Source organism: Planctobacterium sp. R6 (genome assembly GCF_055755215.1).
This window is the reverse complement of record NZ_JBVTQY010000009.1, coordinates 17,104-34,526: the sequence shown is the minus strand read 5'-3', so window position 1 is coordinate 34,526 and position 17,423 is coordinate 17,104. Positions and strand designations below refer to the sequence as shown.

General features: G+C 41.9%; 24 protein-coding genes. 21 read left to right on the top strand and 3 right to left on the bottom strand.

Annotated elements, in window-relative coordinates; all coding sequences use genetic code 11:
* Positions 1-60: 60 nt before the first annotated feature.
* Positions 61-405: a hypothetical protein gene (locus AC0J20_RS07985; protein ID WP_473021296.1), complete on the top strand. Its 345-nt coding sequence runs from the start codon at positions 61-63 to the stop codon at positions 403-405.
* Between the two features lie 469 nt (positions 406-874).
* Positions 875-1,105 (top strand): hypothetical protein, encoded by a 231-nt coding sequence (locus AC0J20_RS07980; RefSeq protein WP_473021295.1) that lies wholly within the window; start codon positions 875-877, stop codon positions 1,103-1,105.
* Here AC0J20_RS07980 and AC0J20_RS07975 read toward each other — a convergent pair.
* Positions 1,085-1,498: a helix-turn-helix domain-containing protein gene (locus tag AC0J20_RS07975; RefSeq protein ID WP_473021294.1), complete on the bottom strand. Its 414-nt coding sequence runs from the start codon at positions 1,496-1,498 to the stop codon at positions 1,085-1,087. The genes AC0J20_RS07980 and AC0J20_RS07975 overlap by 21 nt on opposite strands.
* 104 nt (positions 1,499-1,602) lie before the next feature.
* Between AC0J20_RS07975 and AC0J20_RS07970 the strand changes: the two genes are divergently transcribed.
* From AC0J20_RS07970 to AC0J20_RS07925, 10 genes are all read left to right on the top strand, one after another.
* Entirely contained in the window at positions 1,603-1,827 is a 225-nt protein-coding gene (locus tag AC0J20_RS07970) for a hypothetical protein (RefSeq protein ID WP_473021293.1), read from the top strand.
* The gene (locus tag AC0J20_RS07965) at positions 1,827-2,027 is read left to right on the top strand and encodes a hypothetical protein (protein ID WP_229527340.1); all 201 of its coding nucleotides are present in this window, start codon (positions 1,827-1,829) and stop codon (positions 2,025-2,027) included. The genes AC0J20_RS07970 and AC0J20_RS07965 overlap by 1 nt, the downstream gene beginning before the upstream one ends.
* Positions 2,020-3,117: a replication initiation factor domain-containing protein gene (locus AC0J20_RS07960; RefSeq protein ID WP_473021292.1), complete on the top strand. Its 1,098-nt coding sequence runs from the start codon at positions 2,020-2,022 to the stop codon at positions 3,115-3,117. The genes AC0J20_RS07965 and AC0J20_RS07960 overlap by 8 nt, the downstream gene beginning before the upstream one ends.
* Positions 3,102-3,434: a hypothetical protein gene (locus AC0J20_RS07955; protein WP_473021291.1), complete on the top strand. Its 333-nt coding sequence runs from the start codon at positions 3,102-3,104 to the stop codon at positions 3,432-3,434. The genes AC0J20_RS07960 and AC0J20_RS07955 overlap by 16 nt, the downstream gene beginning before the upstream one ends.
* A gap of 2 nt (positions 3,435-3,436) precedes the next feature.
* The gene (locus AC0J20_RS07950; RefSeq protein WP_473021290.1) at positions 3,437-3,682 is read left to right on the top strand and encodes a hypothetical protein; all 246 of its coding nucleotides are present in this window, start codon (positions 3,437-3,439) and stop codon (positions 3,680-3,682) included.
* Positions 3,679-4,182 (top strand): hypothetical protein, encoded by a 504-nt coding sequence (locus AC0J20_RS07945; protein WP_473021289.1) that lies wholly within the window; start codon positions 3,679-3,681, stop codon positions 4,180-4,182. The genes AC0J20_RS07950 and AC0J20_RS07945 overlap by 4 nt, the downstream gene beginning before the upstream one ends.
* An 11-nt stretch (positions 4,183-4,193) precedes the next feature.
* Positions 4,194-4,328: a hypothetical protein gene (locus AC0J20_RS07940; RefSeq protein ID WP_473021288.1), complete on the top strand. Its 135-nt coding sequence runs from the start codon at positions 4,194-4,196 to the stop codon at positions 4,326-4,328.
* Between the two features lie 98 nt (positions 4,329-4,426).
* The gene (locus AC0J20_RS07935; RefSeq protein WP_473021287.1) at positions 4,427-5,947 is read left to right on the top strand and encodes a hypothetical protein; all 1,521 of its coding nucleotides are present in this window, start codon (positions 4,427-4,429) and stop codon (positions 5,945-5,947) included.
* Positions 5,944-6,258, top strand: coding sequence for a hypothetical protein (locus AC0J20_RS07930; protein ID WP_473021286.1), 315 nt, complete (start codon positions 5,944-5,946; stop codon positions 6,256-6,258). The genes AC0J20_RS07935 and AC0J20_RS07930 overlap by 4 nt, the downstream gene beginning before the upstream one ends.
* 1 nt (position 6,259) lies before the next feature.
* Positions 6,260-7,360: a zonular occludens toxin family protein gene (locus AC0J20_RS07925; RefSeq protein WP_473021285.1), complete on the top strand. Its 1,101-nt coding sequence runs from the start codon at positions 6,260-6,262 to the stop codon at positions 7,358-7,360.
* 396 nt (positions 7,361-7,756) lie between these two features.
* Here the strand turns inward: AC0J20_RS07925 and AC0J20_RS07920 are convergent, their stop codons facing one another.
* The gene (locus tag AC0J20_RS07920; RefSeq protein WP_473021284.1) at positions 7,757-8,089 is read right to left on the bottom strand and encodes a hypothetical protein; all 333 of its coding nucleotides are present in this window, start codon (positions 8,087-8,089) and stop codon (positions 7,757-7,759) included.
* Positions 8,090-8,464: 375 nt separating this feature from the next.
* Here AC0J20_RS07920 and AC0J20_RS07915 point away from each other — a divergent pair, with 375 nt between their 5' ends.
* The 5 genes from AC0J20_RS07915 to AC0J20_RS07895 all read left to right on the top strand — a co-directional run bounded on the left by AC0J20_RS07915 (position 8,465) and on the right by AC0J20_RS07895 (position 13,681).
* Complete coding sequence (locus AC0J20_RS07915; RefSeq protein ID WP_473021283.1) at positions 8,465-9,496, top strand: DNA/RNA non-specific endonuclease; 1,032 nt, start codon at positions 8,465-8,467, stop codon at positions 9,494-9,496.
* Between the two features lie 17 nt (positions 9,497-9,513).
* The gene (locus AC0J20_RS07910) at positions 9,514-11,190 is read left to right on the top strand and encodes a hypothetical protein (RefSeq protein WP_473021282.1); all 1,677 of its coding nucleotides are present in this window, start codon (positions 9,514-9,516) and stop codon (positions 11,188-11,190) included.
* 1,039 nt (positions 11,191-12,229) lie between these two features.
* Positions 12,230-12,481 (top strand): type II toxin-antitoxin system ParD family antitoxin, encoded by a 252-nt coding sequence (locus AC0J20_RS07905; protein ID WP_473021281.1) that lies wholly within the window; start codon positions 12,230-12,232, stop codon positions 12,479-12,481.
* Positions 12,474-12,641: a type II toxin-antitoxin system RelE/ParE family toxin gene (locus AC0J20_RS07900; protein ID WP_473021280.1), complete on the top strand. Its 168-nt coding sequence runs from the start codon at positions 12,474-12,476 to the stop codon at positions 12,639-12,641. The genes AC0J20_RS07905 and AC0J20_RS07900 overlap by 8 nt, the downstream gene beginning before the upstream one ends.
* A 149-nt stretch (positions 12,642-12,790) precedes the next feature.
* Entirely contained in the window at positions 12,791-13,681 is an 891-nt protein-coding gene (locus tag AC0J20_RS07895; RefSeq protein WP_473021279.1) for a hypothetical protein, read from the top strand.
* Positions 13,682-13,876: 195 nt separating this feature from the next.
* Here AC0J20_RS07895 and AC0J20_RS07890 read toward each other — a convergent pair whose 3' ends face one another.
* Positions 13,877-14,566 (bottom strand): PAS domain-containing protein, encoded by a 690-nt coding sequence (locus AC0J20_RS07890; protein WP_473021278.1) that lies wholly within the window; start codon positions 14,564-14,566, stop codon positions 13,877-13,879.
* A 260-nt stretch (positions 14,567-14,826) separates the two neighbouring features.
* On the opposite strand from AC0J20_RS07890, the gene AC0J20_RS07885 reads away from it, so the two are divergent.
* From AC0J20_RS07885 to AC0J20_RS07870, 4 genes are read left to right on the top strand one after another with little or no spacing between them, the layout of a single operon-like run.
* Entirely contained in the window at positions 14,827-15,675 is an 849-nt protein-coding gene (locus AC0J20_RS07885) for a mechanosensitive ion channel family protein (protein WP_473021277.1), read from the top strand.
* Positions 15,676-15,706: 31 nt separating this feature from the next.
* Positions 15,707-16,060, top strand: a complete 354-nt coding sequence (locus tag AC0J20_RS07880; protein ID WP_473021276.1) for a hypothetical protein — start codon at positions 15,707-15,709, stop codon at positions 16,058-16,060.
* Between the two features lie 21 nt (positions 16,061-16,081).
* Positions 16,082-16,534 carry an SRPBCC family protein gene (locus AC0J20_RS07875; protein WP_473021275.1) on the top strand — a complete coding sequence of 151 codons (453 nt, stop codon included), beginning with the start codon at positions 16,082-16,084 and terminating at the stop codon, positions 16,532-16,534.
* Between the two features lie 40 nt (positions 16,535-16,574).
* Positions 16,575-17,417, top strand: a complete 843-nt coding sequence (locus AC0J20_RS07870; RefSeq protein ID WP_473021274.1) for a substrate-binding periplasmic protein — start codon at positions 16,575-16,577, stop codon at positions 17,415-17,417.
* Positions 17,418-17,423: the final 6 nt, after the last annotated feature.

Here is a 17,423-nt window from a genome sequence, read left to right as displayed (position 1 = left end):
ATAAGTAATTGATTATCAAGGGCTAAGTAAATTATTTACCCATATATGGAGTTAAACACTATGAAAAGAGCAAAATATTTATTAGCATTCACAGCATTGACACTAATGTTTAGCGTAGTTGCAGACGAAAAAAGGAACAAGCATGGAAGTACTTCAGGGAATACTATATGCATTGCTGGCATTTGTTTTGAAGGTTTTGGAAATGGCTCCGGCTTTAATCCTTCTCGGAACAATAGCCTTCCTAATACTAATGCTTTTCAAGCTGGGAATATTAGTTTTCCAGTCCCTAATAACCTAGGGGGTGGCGGTGGTATAAGACCTCTTCTTTCAGATGGAAATGGTGATGGCTGGAAACCTCCGGTAGAAAGAGGTAATGGGGATGGTTGGAAGCCGCCTACTGACTAAAGGGGGTTTATGGATTTTTTTCTTTTTTTTAGTTTAGGGGATGCAATGGTATATTTTTATACTTTTGCATTCTTTTTTTGTTTGGCTCGTAGAGGTTTCGATAGTGCATCTTTAGCGTTGATATCACTTGTGCCATTGGAACTTTTTATGAGGGACGTTAGGGATCCCCTGATTCAGTTTGTAACCGTACATCACAATTATTCGTACTATATATGGTTTCCTTTTTGGATGCTTTGTGACCTTTTATATATTATGGTTTTAAACGTTCTTCATAGAGTGCTGCAGCTACAAAAAAGTAAACTTTATGTAATGATATCAACTACGTTTTTTGCCTTTATCGTTTTACAGTTCGCAGCGATGGTTGACTCAATTACATTTAAGTTTCAGTGGTTTACTACGCTTTATACTTATGCAATACCATCACTGAATGTGTGCATCTTTCTTTACTCTGTTTACTATGTGGTACGTTATGGAAGTCGCAATAAAGATAACGATATTTGTTTGTAGTGGTTTGATAATAGCCTTGGCTGTAAGGTATAGGGAAAGCTACAATAATTTTAATGACGTCGATAATTCAAATATTGTGCTTATGCAATCTGCAAAGGATGTGATGTTAGGGAGGAAATTTAGGGAATTAAAAAAATTAAGTGACGTTGATAAAATATCAAGATTAGAAGAGTTACTTAGTGAGATTGACTAATTTTTCCATTTCCGTGATATCGTTCTCTACACTCTCGTTGTTAAGCGTTTTGTAAAAATAATCGCCTATCATTTTTATCAATTCTTCGTTGTAATTCTCTCCTTTTTTCATGCACTGGGTACCTACAAGCATTAACATTGATTTCATGAATGCTTTATCTACTTTACTTTTTTCTGCCATTGGCTCTGTACCGAATACCAAATAATCGATTGATACATCAAATACGATTGAGATTTTGATCAGTACATCACCTGGAATCTTTTTATTCTTGCGCCAACCATCTGGAGCGCCTTTGCTCATTTCCAAAACTTTGGCTATTCCGCCTAGTGTTTTTTGATTACAGGCTTTAAATACGCGCCCACATATAGCATCAAAATCTAAAGATATATCCATAAAATATAGATAAGTTCACAATATGTACTTGTAAGGCACATTTATTGAACCTATTATCACCCCGTAAAACAAATTTACCTAACTAACGACCAAAGGTTACCACAATGGCTGCCGAAATCGACGAAATTAGTCCAGCATCAAACCCCGATGTACCCCTTACATTGGAAGCCTTTGCCAAATTGCAAGGCAGAACGGTTAAATCTATACAGCAGGAATGTGACAAAGGTTATTGGCCAACTGTTCAATTTTGTCGTGGCGGCCTTCGGTTTATAAATATGCCAGTGCTACGTAAAAAGCTCTTAGAAGCCGAAGGTAAGGCGTATATCTGATGATCACCATCTATTACGACAATGACGGAGCAGGAGTGAACGCCACATGTTCAGACTGGCCGTGTCGTAATGAATGGTTTAACTCTATGTCGGAATTGCGGGACTTCTTAACCAGCGAATACGGCACCCAATACCAGTTAACTGAAATCACCCCGAAGAATTACCCGGAATTGTGCAAGGCGGGGGTGTTCGATGAATAAAGAATGGAAACTTCACGACACCTTGTTTGTTGACCATCTTGCGTTTACTGTGCCGGTTGCCGACTTCCGCCACCTGAACCGGGCAGGTAAAGAGTCAACAAAACGCAACCAGTGGGTCAGACTCCCGCAACCGCTTTTCAGAAAAGCCAAAACTCTGGAAGCCAAAGAAGCGTTGATTCTCGACTATCAGGCCAAATTTGAAGAGGTGTGCTATCAGCGCTGCCACCAGTTCATTGAAAAAATTCTAAACCTCAAAGTCGGCCATCCGCGCAATAAAGGCCTGCACGGTTACAACGAATCCAGACGTCTGTACGACCCAACCGGAAAAATTGAAGTCGGATTTCTGGCCTATGGTGGCAACAACGATACTGTATACATTCAGATATCCGGCACCGGTTGCCAGCACACCTTTGCCAAAATCCGCCCCTTTGTACTGCATTTCTGGCTCTCTAAAGTTTTAAGCATTATCAGGCTTTCCCGTATCGACATTGCCTATGATGATTTCACCGGTAATTTCGGCACTAAATACGCTGAAAGCGCCTACGCTGACAACGGCTTTAACAACCCCAAAGGGGGCAGAACCCCGCAACTGGATATCAGACGCCCCCGCACCAGCAAAGAACTGTTCGGTGATACCGTTTACGTGGGAAGCCGCAAAAGTCCGGTTTTCTGGCGCATATACGACAAATCTCTAGAGCAGGGCGTATCTGATAAAACGTGGTACAGGACAGAGGTCGAACTTAAAAAAGTCTCGGTCGCCGTACTGGAAGATCTCCCCGCAGCTTTTGCCGCCCTTTGTGCCTTTTCCGCTTCCTACAAAGAACAGATTTCAGCAGACAGATTGCAACGCGTCCGGTTAGCCCAGGTAAAAACCCGTCTGGAATTTGCCGGAAAAATCCGCTGGGCGCGCAGGCAAGTCGGCAAACTTCTTACAGACGTTGCCGAACACTTCAACGGGGATATTGAACGTGCATACACCATTATCGCCCGCGAAACCGGTGGGAAATTCAGCCTGCCGGATACCTATAAACATCTACTTAACTTTGATTTAAGACCACTTGAGGAAGTAAAACCATGCAATTATTCGTAACCGGATTTGAACATTCAAAAGGCGTAGGCAAATCAAACAATAAGCCCTACGAAATAGCCACCCTCTATTGCTGTACACCACTAAGACCATGGAAAACCGAGAACGGCGAAAAGCGCGTAGCTGGCTTTCATGCAGACGAAAAACAGTCGGGCTTTAAGGTCAAGGCTGACCCGAAACTGATTGAAGAATTCCTTGGTAACGCATACCCCGCGCACATGGACGTTCAGCTGGAGCCTGACCCTGAGAACCCCATGAAAAACATGGTAGTTGGTGCTGAGCCAGTCAGACAGCATCAGGCCCCTAAAAAGGACGCATAACCATGGATAAAACCATTTTTGTCGAGGGAGGCCAAAATGTCTTTCAGGCGACTGACATTAACTTCGTTTTTAATAGTTATTTTCCTGACGGTGATTATACCTTTATCAGTAATGGCAAAAATGGTTTTGGCGTAGCGATTCCGTTTGCACAATTTGACCACGCCATGGTGCGCTTGTCAGTATTTGACCGGGTCACATTTGAGCATCAGGACGACGGTAGTTACGAGCTAATTTACGGGGTGCAATGATGGGGTGTTATTTATCGGTAAGTGGGCCGCCTGCTACCCAGTTGGAGCCAACGGGTCTTGAATGGGACCAGTGCACCGAATCCGGTATGTACTGGATAGATACCGCGGCCAATTACAGTAACTATTACTCACCGCCCGGTGATACGGATGGTGCGACAAATTATGAATTTGGTGCGTGTGCATTTACTACAGGGGTCAACTATCACGGCTATGACATTGCACCGTCTGAGTGTGTTTCACGCGGCCATTATGTTGCTATTGAGCCGAATTATTACGCACAGATAACCGGAATTGCACCGCCTGGACAATCTGACTCTGGTGGCTCTGGTGGCGATACCGAAACGGTCCCCTTAACTATCGAAGATTTACTTTTGCCCCAGCGCGTTCCGGCTGAGCAATACGAACTTGTTTTTAATGCATTCTTTTTCTTGCCGTTGACTGCCTATTTAGTGGCGTGGGGCTATCAAACGGTAATTTCATTTTTCGCCACGAAAGACTAAAGGAGTCCATTATGGATTTTACAGATATTTTAGCTCAAATCGCCTCTGGCGTCGTTGTCACTGCGCTCACCGCAGCAGCCGTAGTAAAGGTTGCTCCCGGTGTTGCTAAGTGGGGTTATAACAAAATTATCGGTTGGTTCCGCTAATCCGGTTTTCTTTGTTGTTCAAGGGGGGGTTGCCCCCTTTATTCTTTGAGGGGGTTTTATGATTTGGCTTTGTCTTATCGCGTTACTGGGGGTGACCTGTGCGTATGCAGCAATCGCGGGTTTTAATTCCAATAGCTAGAAAATTCTTCTGGCTTGCTAAATACATCGTCTGCCATCCACTTAAGGCCTTTTTCTTTATTATAAAGTTTTATCTGTCCTTACTGCTGCTGGTCTTCTGTCTGACAGCGGCATTTTCTGCGGTCGCAAATATTCAGATTACTGAGGGGCTTGATATTGACGGGCATCTGTTTCATATCAGTAACGGTCTGGCTCAAAAATCTGAGTCAACCATTGTGGCTGTTACGAATGATATGCACAATGGCGGAGACCCCGGGAATGCTATAAGTGCCTACTGTTCAGCGTACGAGCAAAGCGACAGAAACCCGATTGTTTCAGGGTGTAGTATTCAGTCATCAAGTGTTGCCAACTCAGTCCTGACCGGGCAATGCAGTTGTGGATATACTGACGGTCGCTTTGACCCGCCAGCATGGACAGTGATTCATGAGGTCGCTGTTCAGGTCGCCTCCGTAACGGTATACAGCTGTCCACCACAAAACAAACCTTATTACACGGTCACGGTAACACAATCTGAAATTAGCATGTGTTTTGACCCGTTGGACCTCTCAAATCGTGATTCATGCCCTAAAAGCCCATCATCACCTGATTTTATGCTTCCGCCAGATGGTTCAGGCAATGCAAGGGTTTGCAATCAACGGGATGACGGCTCAATGTGTGCCTATGACATGTCATCCGATGGTGAGTATTACACCCCGAATTTTGAGGCGAATTGCTATGATGGCGACATTCCCATGTTTGATGACAGTGCCTTTTCTGATATCGCTGACAACGACCCGCAGACCACCTGTGAAGACATTGGAAACGGCGTACTTGCCTGTGCAGAAGACCCGGCAAATGTCTGCGATGGATTTTCATGTATGGAAGGGTGCGGCTTCTTTGGACTCGGAACACAAACGGAATTTATCTGCCTGTCCGGTGATATGGATGGCGACAACGTGGCTGATTATGCTGACCCCGATGTGGATGGCGACGGTATTCCCAATGAGCAGGATTTGGATTCAGACGGTGATGGAGTAGACGACCCGGTATACGCCAACAACGGGTCTGGGACTACAGTCAATGTGGCATTTGATGATGCAGGTATAATTTCGGCAATTTCAGCACAAACTAATCAACTTGGGCAAAAGCTTGATGATATCGAGAATAATCTGGGGCCGGGTGGCGCTATCGATTTTTCAGTTCCTCAGGAGATTATCGATTTAACTGAGCCAAATGATTACCAGACTAAAAACTACGGCACTGTTATGGAAGATGCGGTTAACAGAATGAAAGAAGCACCGTTATTTTCAGCGGTAGATGGCTTTTTTGACGTGTCGTTCTCCGGGGAGTGTCCGATTTATTCTGCGTATATAGCGTACATGGATTACAACCTTGTAATTGACCAGCTTTGCTCTCCTGTTATGAACAATATCTGGCCGATTATTCAGTCCGTTGTAATTCTTTGCTTTTCATTCATGGCGTTTAGGGTGGCAATATTATGATGGATTGGCTGACAGATGTGTTTCAGGGATTTGTTGACTGGTTACACGATCTTTTTCTGATGCTCCTTAACTTTCTTAAGGACTTGTTTTTGTTTGTGTTTGAAATGCTCATGGATGGCATTGTGTATATGTTCACTAAGTTTCAACCACCTGTATTTCTGACCAATGGCGTAGGTACTTTATTTGAAGCTGTGCCGTCTGACATTCTTTACTTTTTGAATATGTCGGCCTTTTCAACCGGGCTTGCAATCTTTGGGGCGGGTGTTTCTTTCAGAATGCTGCGCAAACTGGTAACACTGGGGCAATGGTAAAATGCTGATATTTCACGAAGGGTTACCCGGCTCGGGAAAGTCGTATGAAGCGCTTGTAAAGCACATTGTACCGAACATCAGAAAGGGGCGTCATGTCTACGCAAGAATTAATGGGCTGAACCATGAAAAGATAGCGCAGCTAAGTGAGGTGACCGTTGAGCGATGTCAGGAGTTACTTATCCACATACCAGAAGAATCAGTTTTTGATATTCAAAACCACGTTAAGAATGATTCACTGGTCGTTATTGATGAGCTGCAAAATTTTTTTCCTTCCGGCCGTCAAAAGCTGGATGAGGGTATTACTAAGTTTGTTACTGAGCATCGTCACAGGGGGATAGATATAGTTGCAATGGGGCAATCAATTGCCGATTGTCACAATCTCTGGAAGCGCAGAACACAGCGTAAAATACAGTTTTTAAAGCTTGATATGGTTGGCATGGATAAACGCTATAAATGGACAGCGTTTCAGGGTGTACCGACTCCCCGCGGCGATATCAAGTTTGAGAAAATTAAGTCTAAAACCGAAAAGTATGATGAAACCTATTTCGGTTCGTATGCGTCACATCAGGCTGACACGGAAAATACAGATAATTACGAAGATGACCGCTTAAACCTGCTCAAAACCAATGCTATCCGGTTAGGCATTCCCGCGTTTTTGTGCGTTCTGGTTTTCGCAATCTTTACGCTTAAAAGCTACTTTACCCCAAAAGAAGTTCAGGCTGTTGAAACAAAACCCGTTAAGGCGTTACCGCAGCCAGCCACAAAGCCAATGCCGAAAAAATTGCCTCCACCACCAGAGCCCAAACCAATGGACTTTGTGCAGGAAAACAATATCAAATGGGAATCAAAAATTACTTATCTGGATTTGAGACGGAGTTATGTCTGGGACATGATTGTAGTCTGGTATGATAAGAGCAATAAAGTCCATGACAGGATTTACTCCAGTGACCTCAAAGATATGGGTTACAAAGTAGAAAATGTTGGATACGGTGTCCAGATATCAAAAGGTGATTATCAGGCTGTTTTTCGATTCAGGCCAGATTATGAACCAGCGTTTTCTATTGCGCGTGGGACAAGGGAGCAAATAAAAACGGATTCATAATTGCTGCTACAGTTATATCAACCCGGAGGCTCCATCATCCACAATTGGCCAGCCGTAGATAATGGAGAAACTGATAGTGTGAGGCACTAGTCTTTTATTAGTGCACTAAGTATCCCTAATAAAATTATCGCTACTCCCAGTAAAACGACAATACCCAATATTATTAAGCCAATATTATCAACGCTGTTTGCTGTGGGGTGTATGTTCATATTTTAATTTCCTATCGCCCTAATGGTTCCCTTACTTTTGCTCCGGCAAATGTCAGGATAATAATCTCTGTTATCACGGCAAAATTCCGCCATTCTGAAAAACTCGTCCCTGAATTCTTCCGGTACTCTCAGAGTAATTTTAACGACGCCTGAGCGCTTTAATTTCGCAGAATAGTTTGCGTCTTTATTACTCATTTTGTGCCTCTTCGCTGGCGACTGAAGGAACTTCCTTGCAGGGCAGGTCTTCAAAGCCACAGTAGAGACAAACTAATCTGTCACCACCATCAGTCAGAAACATTGGGCAATCCGGGCACTCTTCTAATTCAAAATCTAGCTGTACACTTTCTACTATTTGCAATTCCCTTAACTTTAATTCTATTGCTATCAGCTCCTCCCTAGCCTCGGCCATCATTTCCTTAACGTCTGGACGTTCACCGTAGGTTTCGTCTATTACTTTCCAGTTCTCGATATCTTTTGATAAATTTTTATGTCGAATAGTCAGATAATTTAAACGGTTCATTGTATTAGCCCCTTGGTTATTAGTTCGCAACGCGAGCGGTTTACCGCCGCTTTCGAAGTGATAACGAAGATGTGTAAGCCAGAAAAATTTGTCAAAACGGACTAAATCGCCCGTAGGGTTGCGAAGCAAGGGGGCCCCTCTGGGGTTCCGATTTAGGAAGTTGACGAATTTTGAGGCGTCACAGGGGGCCTTGCTTTTAAGTGCTGCCTGTCACGGCCAGTGACGCCCCCGGCAGGGGAAATACTCCGGCTTTTGCAGATGAAGGGGTCCCCACGAAGTGGGGAGGTTCATCTAGCAAAACCGGAGCAAGAAAAACCCCCGTACTGTAATACGGGGGTTAACTTAGCCAATTATTCACTAAAAAAAGAAACCTTGTTGATTACACTTTATAAAACTAATAGCATCAAAATAATTCTAGTGGCAATTTATTATCCAAAGGGATTTAAGGTGATGACAATAGTTAGGTTGTTTTTTTTATTAACGCTAAGTTTTTGTTGCTCTAATGCTAATGCACTTAACTTAGAAGAATGTAGGAAGCTATTTACTTCCAGTCACTCTGAAGATAGCAAGCAAGAGCATTTATTTGGTGGTCCTTTAGATGAAACAACGTTGTATCCACGCCGCGGATATGTGATGTCTTATAACACTGAATACAATGTTCCAAGTTGGGTCGCTTGGCGAGCTATTAAATCATATAGAGATACACCTGAAAGGGTTTCTAGGTGGAGTTCATTTAGGAGGGACCCAGATTTACCGCAAGTAACTACCCAAGACTATGTAGGGTGGTTTGATTCCAAAGAAAACTACGCAAGAGGTCATTTGGTGCCTTATTACATTTCTGGTGGTGATAGAGATCATGACGGTAAAGATGCTGAATTTGAAACAACACTTAAGGTGGAAGATAAGGACGACGCCTGTACGGTACTTGAAATAAATTCAATGACAAACGTAGCCCCACAATTTCATAAGAAGTTTAATGGTAGGCCAGGTGTTTGGTGGCGTCTTGAAACTGATATCAGAGAGATGCTGGATTCAGGTAGAAAGTTTCAGATCTTTGCCGGGACGATATTTGTTCCTGATGCTGAAGTTACCAAAATTGGCAGGTTTGATAGCGAAGGTTCTTGGGATAAAAAAATTGGTGTTCCTCATGGCTTTTTTAAAGTTGTTATCGATTTGGAAAGGCTCGAGAGTGTCGCTTTCCTTTTTGATCATTCAAAAGATTTAGATAAAGGCTGCAATATTCCAAATGACGAAAACACTGTTTTCCCTTTTGAATGTATCGTTGAGATTAAAGATATCGAAATTGCGTCTGGCCTAAGGTTCTTTAAATTTCTCAATAAGTTAGATATCGAAAGGCTTAGTCAAAGTAGTAATTTAGAAACATGGAAATATTGGACAAGCCATTAAAGGGTAGGGAGTAGGAAATGAATATAGATGATATGTCTCAGAGTTTGAAAGCGGCTTTGTATGACAGGGTCTCAAGTCCATTAACAGGTTCGTTAATCTTATCATTTTTCATTGTAAACTATCGTTTGTTTTATGTTCTATTCACCGGCAAAGATTACAAAACGGTTTTTTATTTCATTGATGATGTTTTATACCCAACTTTAACTTCGGTCATTCTTAACATGTTCGTTTTTCCAATGTTGTCAGCTATCGCGTTTATATTTTTTTACACACATATATCATATTTCGTTTATCAATATTCGTTAAAAAGAAGAAAGGAATTTTTAGATATAAAACAAAAAATAGAAGGGCAAAAGTTATTAACTGAAGAACAAACACAAAAAATATACAGTCAAATTGCGGATGAAAGAATAGAAAAAAGAAGGTTGATTGAGGAGAGGGATTTTGAAATTGAGACCCTGAAAAAGTTAAATATTGAACTAGAGAGAAAGGCAAACAACATCAAAGATACGCCCCAAGCAACTAAACAAACAGATTCAGAACCGTTGCCAGAACCCTCGCCAGAACCCTTGTTGGATGAAAAGAATAATACAGAAAAAAATACTGGTAATGATGAAAAAGATAATTACATCATGAATTTATTACCCCCTGAAATACAAGAGGGAATTGGACCAGAAGATTTGTTATTAGTTTCTGAAACGTTAATACCAAAAATCGTGAGATCACCTACTGCTCTACAGGCTCACATTCGATTATATATAGAGGAACATTTTCCAAATAAAGTTCTTGTTAGATTTTTGTTAAATCCAGTTACTTTTGGATTGTTGGAAGATGTTGGTATTGAAAGTGCTGGTGTAAATGATGTTATAAATAGTTACTTTGAATCGTATGAGACTTCTACCAATTTAGATTTGGAAGAGTATTTAAAAAAGTATTTGGGATTTGGGGTTGAGCTATTCGGATATTTTATTGAAATGTATATGTGCTCAGAATCTCTGCGGCTTGGATTGGATGAGATAAAGATAATCGAAGATCTTAATATCGAATCTAAACTGCAATTTAGAAATAGATTTAAGCAATTCTATGGCATTTCATCTACACAATATAAATATACTAATGGATATAATGAAGGTGAAATAATCAAAATTATAGATTATTACAAACAAGAATTTATAAAAATTGCTTTCAGAGAAGAGCATCCGAAATATTTCGAGTTAGAGAAAATGCTCACATCTATGAGAAATTCCAAATCTTCAGAGACCAGAAAAGAAGAGTCGAAATTACCAGAGAGTAGAGAAGAAGAGTCGAAATTACCGGAGAGTAAAGAAGAAGAGTCGAAATTACCGGAGAGTAAAGAAGAAGAGTCGAAATTACCGGAGAGTAGAGAAGAAGAGTCGAAGTTACCAGAGTTGACAAGTAATGAATTTGACATTCCGACTGCATTGGCACTAGGTGAAAAAAGAGATAAAAGCGTTAAAACATTAGATGGGATAATCGAGGCTCTTACTAAGCGTTTAAAGGTTATCGCTGCTAACCCAGAATATCGGCAGCAAGTTACATATTCGTGTAGATCAGAGTTGGTTAGTGATAGTGTTTTAAATGAAGTAAAACAAATTTTTTTAGATAAAGGCTATGAAGTAAAAATAAAACATGACGAAAAAATGGGCACCGTTTTTATTACACTAAATTGGTGAAAACAATTTTATAGAGCTTTAATTTGTTCTTACACAATAGGGCTAAGAAGGGGTTGATAAAGGTTGTAAAAATCTCTAATCCCCTTATTTTCTTTAACACCCGCTGTTTTAATAGGATTAGGAAAGATTTTAAAAATCCTTTTGGTCTCATTACTTGAATTGATTAGCCCAATATTTAACACAAAGTTTTGTACTTAGCTGTAAATTTACCTAATGAAAATTGGTATCTATCTACAAGATTTTATTTATCTGACAAGGGACCTTTACAATCTGGCTGAGGACTTTGTTCACACAGGCAGGTTTAAGGTAGCCGGCCTTTGAATTGCTGTTGTTCACTTAGAAACATTAATTAATGAGCATAGGTTCGGAAGTGTCCCAAGAAAAAAATATCACAATGTAAAAAAATGAAACGCATCGACAATAAAACATAATTAAAGCAGATGTTCAGTGTTGTTCCAAATGCTTGAAAATTCCCATGCCTCAATAGATGTTTATGTTGAAAGCATTGCCTACATAATGCCTGCAAAGTGACAGTAAGAAAAGGCATAGCGGGGGAAGGGCAGGTGGAGGAACTTTAATAAAATCAATAACATACTGATTTAAAAGAGATTTTGAAAGTATTTAAAATCCCTCGATCGTAAGATCGTGCCGGTTCAAGTCCGGCCCCGGGCACCATTTTTATTTTAATAAAATCAAAAACTTAGAGAGAATTCTAATATTCAATTCTCTAAGCCATTTGTCATCTTCTTTCGCTTTGTAGACGCATCGTAGACAGTAATTACTTTATTGATTGCTTTAAGCTGAATCGCCACTAAAAACTCAGACACTTCTCAGCCGTTCTTTATAGTGGTTCTCCCCATCGAGCAATGGGCATGTCATAGCCCCTTGCAACCCTCGATCAACATTTCGCTGTTGAATTTCGATCACTGTTTCGCCATTGAACAACGACTAAAAAGTGTCCTTGGATGCAACTCTCTTAATGTCCAAAATTGACAATATCAGACATGTGAGTGTAAATTAGATTTTGGAGGTACTTACCATGAACGTTAACTTAAGCACCGTATTTGAAGATTACATTAAGCAGCAACTTGATACAGGCATGTACAATAATGCAAGTGAAGTTATTCGTGAAGCTCTTCGCCTAAAAATGCAACAGGATGAAGTCTATCAGGCAAAGCTGGATGCCCTGCGAACAGCCATTGACGATGGTCTAAACAGCGGTGCATCTATACCCTTGGATATGAGCAGCATTATTGCTGAGGCAAGAAAAAATGCCGGGGTCGATGCTTAAAATTGAAATTAAACCTCTAGCTCGGAATGACCTGCTTGGTATTTGGGATTATACATTTCAAGAATGGGGAGCAGCTCAAGCTGACGTTTATTTGCAAGATCTGGAAAACGCTTTTTCCGTGTCACCTAAATTTGAAAAGTGGCGGTTTAAATCGGCATGACGGCTAAGAACCTAATAAATTTAACCACCAGGTTCGATGGGCTTTGTACAAGCAGGGCAGATAATTGCGCAACAAAATGCTCGGTTGTGGGGTATTTGGGGCATATCCTTGCCTCGGCATATGCTCAAACAGAGGTATAGAGTAAATTGATGAGCAAGGTCTTAGTGGTAATTATTGCGCTGCTGGCAGGTATTCTTTCAGGAGCCTTGGGTTGGAGAATTCAGCTATCAATTTTGTTTTTTACGTTCTTGTTTTCATCATATTACTTATTGAAAACAAATCACTCATTAAAAAAACGATTGTGGTGGATTTCGTTACTGCTTCTACCCTGGCTTGTCACTTTCGGTAGCGTTGTAATATTTGATCGCCTGTTTCATGTCCTTGTCATTTTAGTTGTCCCCATCGTTGCAACGTTAGTGTCGCTGCTTCTTCATCTAATTTCTAACAAGAGGTATTTCATTCAATCAGCGATCTCTTTGTCGCTACTGGTATTTTTTGGTTTGCATGTCTTAAATATTTTTCAAATTGAATCGACGCTTATCAATATTAAACGTGATTTTAATGGGGAAGTTATTGAGAGCTTTGCATATCAAAATCTTTTATCCTCAGAAAATAAAGTAACCCTGACTCATTTTTGGTCGGTAGATTGTTCAGCTTGTTTTAAAGACTTTTCCGTCTGGGAAGATGTCGAGTTCTGTGCCGCAAATAGCAATGCACTTGAAGTCAGACATGTTCATCTTGCAGGTTCTGAATATGAAAAAAGTTCAGTTCAGGCCGCTCTCGCTGCGTTTGGCGTTGAATCTTACATTATTCCTGACTCAACCTACTTCAATCCAATAGAAACAGAGTCTGTGTATAAAACAATCGATGTTGTTGGCGTTCCTGCATTTTCATTCGCTAACGATAAAAAAATTGTGGTTGCCGGAAACGCTTCATTTTCCGCTTTTTCGAATTATAGTGTTGTCGTTAGCATATCTGCGCATCTCAAAAGTGTTGACGAAGACGCCCTAAGCTGTCTTGATGACGTTATAAAATTTTGAGCAGTGACACGTTAATAATAGTGCGCGATAAATATTATGAATTCTTCGCGAACGGAAAATTGCGCAGCACCAGAAATTGCCATAATTAACCTGGATGCGTAAGTTGAGAAGCGACTGGTTGACAGTGTCTTAATTTTGTCCCTGCAAGTCCATCCGCGGCACAATGTAAAATATATTGAAAACAATAGATTAGCGTTATTTCATTTGTTTAATGTTGTGCAGTTTTTCCATATTCGCTTCGAAATCGGCTTCTGCCTTTTGCATGCAGGACGGGCAAATACCATGGCTCAGAGACGCACCGGCATTTTTGCTGTGTAAATATTCTTCGATGGATAACCAGCCTTGTTGCTCATCTTTTATGGCCTGACACCAGGCACAAATGGGGATAAAGTCATTGATCACATGAGTCAGTGACGCTTCCAACTTGTTTTGTAGCGTCACCTGTTCGGTAATATCCTGGATGGCCCCAAAAAATCGCACTGGCTTGCCATCGTGATCCTGTTCTACTTTACCATACGCTTTCAGGTACTTTATTCGTTCATCAATTCGCAGTCGATATTCATAAGGTGCTCCCCCGGCATTTTTAAGCCATTCCTGGGTGCGTTGGTTGTGCTTTTCTCTGTCGTCGGGGTGGATTCTTTCCAACACTTTTTGGTAGGTAACAGGAGAACCCGGTTCAACCTCAAATATTTTGTAGGCATTTTCCGACCACACCACAATATCCTCAGCAATGTGCCACTGCCAAAGGCCCAGATTTGCCAGCGATTCAGCTTCTTTTAATTGCCGTTGCAGATCTGATACCTGCTGCTTAACCCGCGCAAGTTCAGCTGCAACCTTTAGTTCCATCTTGCCATCGATATCTGAATGCTGTCGTCCGTTGTTCATGGTAGCTGTTTAGATGAGTTTGAAATTGTGCTGTAACAAGGTAAAACATCGGCTTCTTGTGTCAGCACTTGTGTTGTGCATGCCTATTTTTAGCAGAAGCAATGACAATGAGCAATTTTTAATCTAAGACTAATTGCCTATGTGTAGCAAAGCCAGATGTTGTAGTAGTATGTCAGTTAAGAATATACAGGTTAGCTTGTTTGGGGCATAAACACCTGTTTGAATTAATATTTGAACCTCTCAAAACTTGAGAATAACCCATGAATGAATCTGCTAATCAACAATTAGAACAAGTACAACAGATCTACAGCCTGATTGTTAACTTTCTTGTGGAGTATAGCTTCCAGCTACTGGGAGCGCTCTTTGTCTTTATCCTGGGGTTAATTATAGCCCGACGTATTTCGTCTGCCGTGGTGGGGCTATGCAAACGTAAAAACCTGGATATTACCTTGTCTCAGTTTATCGGGAATGTGGTTAAGATCACTATTCTGGTAATGATAGCCATCATCTGTTTAAACATGATTGGCATCAGTATAACGCCTTTCGTGGCCGCAATTGGTGCATTAGGTTTAGGCGCTGGACTGGCGGTACAAGGTTTGCTGTCTAATTATGGGGCAGGGTTTAACATTATTCTTGCCCGGCCTTTTGTGGTGGGAGATACCATCCGGGTTGAAGGTGCTGCCGGGGTTGTCAGAGAAATCACCCTGGCCTTTACCAAACTGGAAGATGAAGATGGGGTCGAAATCCTGATCCCAAACCGGCATATTGTGGGTGAAATACTGCACAACTCTCGCAAGTATACATTAACGGAAATGCAGGTAGGTGTGGCCTATAACAGTGATTTGGATCAGGTTATTGCGCTTCTACGCGATGCCTTACAGGGTATGGATGTTGTCGCACAGGAACCGCCGCCGCTCATCGGGATTGCAGAGTTTGCCGATAGCTCGGTAAACATTGAATTGCGTTATTGGGTGGAAACTGACAAATTGTTTGCCTGTCGATATCAGGTCAATAAAATCATTTGGGAAACCTTGAAAACCCATAATATTGCCATTCCATTTCCGCAGCGGGAAGTTACGCTGTTATCTGCTGAGAGGAACAATGCTTAATTGCCGGACAAGTCGCTGCCTTGCAATCCTGTTGACAGGTTGTTTATCCTGGCAATTGTTAGCCCAGGGTACCCCGCGCCATGGCGATGTCCGGATGTTTAATGACAACCATCTGGCCTGGCACAACCAACAGCAACAGTGGATGCCGCTTGAGTCGTTTTGGTTGCAGTATGCACAACACAACGGTGGTCATTTCTGGGGGGCAAAGGAAGTCTATCCTGAATACGACAAGGTACAGGAAAATGATACACTGCTTATCCAGACGGAAAGCGGTCCCTGTTTAATGGAGTTTTTTCATCAGAGGTGGCGCAGAGCTAACGACGTTCGTCGTTGGGATAAAGCATTTAATGAGTACGGTGGTTGTAGCACTGTATTTGACGACTAACCCATTGTTTAGGAAGTTGTTTTGTACAAAATAGAAGTAGAAGAATTGTTAGATATGCCAATTGATGCGGCATTTAAGATGTTAACTGATCACAGTAACTATAATCTTTATCCGGGCATCAAAGCTGCACAGCTATTAAAGTCAGGTAAGGATGATCCCAATGGCGTTGGTGCCGTCAGAGAAGTGAAATTAAGTGGCGCAACACTGCAGGAAGAAATCATCCGCTTTGAGCCAAATAAAGTCATAGAATATCGCATCACGCACGCAAAGCCGTTGCGCATTCATCATCCGGGTGGGCGCATGGAGTTTACCAAAGAGGGCGATAAAACCCGGGTCAACTGGACGTCAGAGTTCGGGATGCAGTTCCCGTTATTGGGTTCGATGCTGGACAATTATTTTGGTCCCAGGATGGCTAAATCCTTTTCAAACCTGTTGCAAGGCGTAGCCAGCCGCTATCGCTTTTTTAATCGTTAGGCAAACCCGTGTGCCAGTTGCCAATGATAGAGTTACAGTAATGATGCAAATGGCGCGTTATATCGTCACCGCAATGACCGGCGTTTTGTTCGCGAGCCAGGCGGCTAATGCCCATAATACGCCGTTACAACTGTTTACTGAGTCATTCCCTCCGTATAATTTTTTGCAAGAAGAGCAACTAACGGGAATCAACTATGAAATTGTGGCTACCGCCTGTGAGTTAGCAGAGATTGAATGTGATTTTAGTCTGGTACACTGGAACCGGGCTTATACCGCGGCATTGTCGCAGGAAAACACCGGAGTTTTTACCACTGCGCGTTACCCAAAACGGGAAGCGCTGTTTCGCTGGGCAGGCCCATTGGTATTTAGCAATGCGTGTTTTTACCGATTAAAGTCACGTACTGATATTATCGTTAATGGCGAACAAGACTTACTGAATTACACTGTGGGTATTGCTCGAGGAGATATTTACCAGGATGTTCTCAATGATTTGGGCATGACAGAAGGCGAGGAATACCTGACCTTTTCCAACAAGCATGAAGACAGCGAGATGTTTGCCCACAACAAACTCGACCTTATGATAGGTTCTTCGCTAACATTGGCATATCAACTTAAACGGGTTGGCTTAACGCCGGCTGATGTTGTGCCGGTATTGGAACTCAATGATGATGCGCTTGGCGGCAATCACCTGGCACTGCATAAAAGCACCGATTTAACTATTGTAAATGCCTTGCAAAGCGCAATGGACAGGATGTTGCAAGACAACACCTACGCCGAAATCGTCGCCCGCTACGTGACTCCACCTGATGCGTCTGTTTGGGCGGACAGTCCGCTGAAGCGTTGCCTGAATGGCTCCACCAACATTACACCAGGTACGAACTAACCGGAA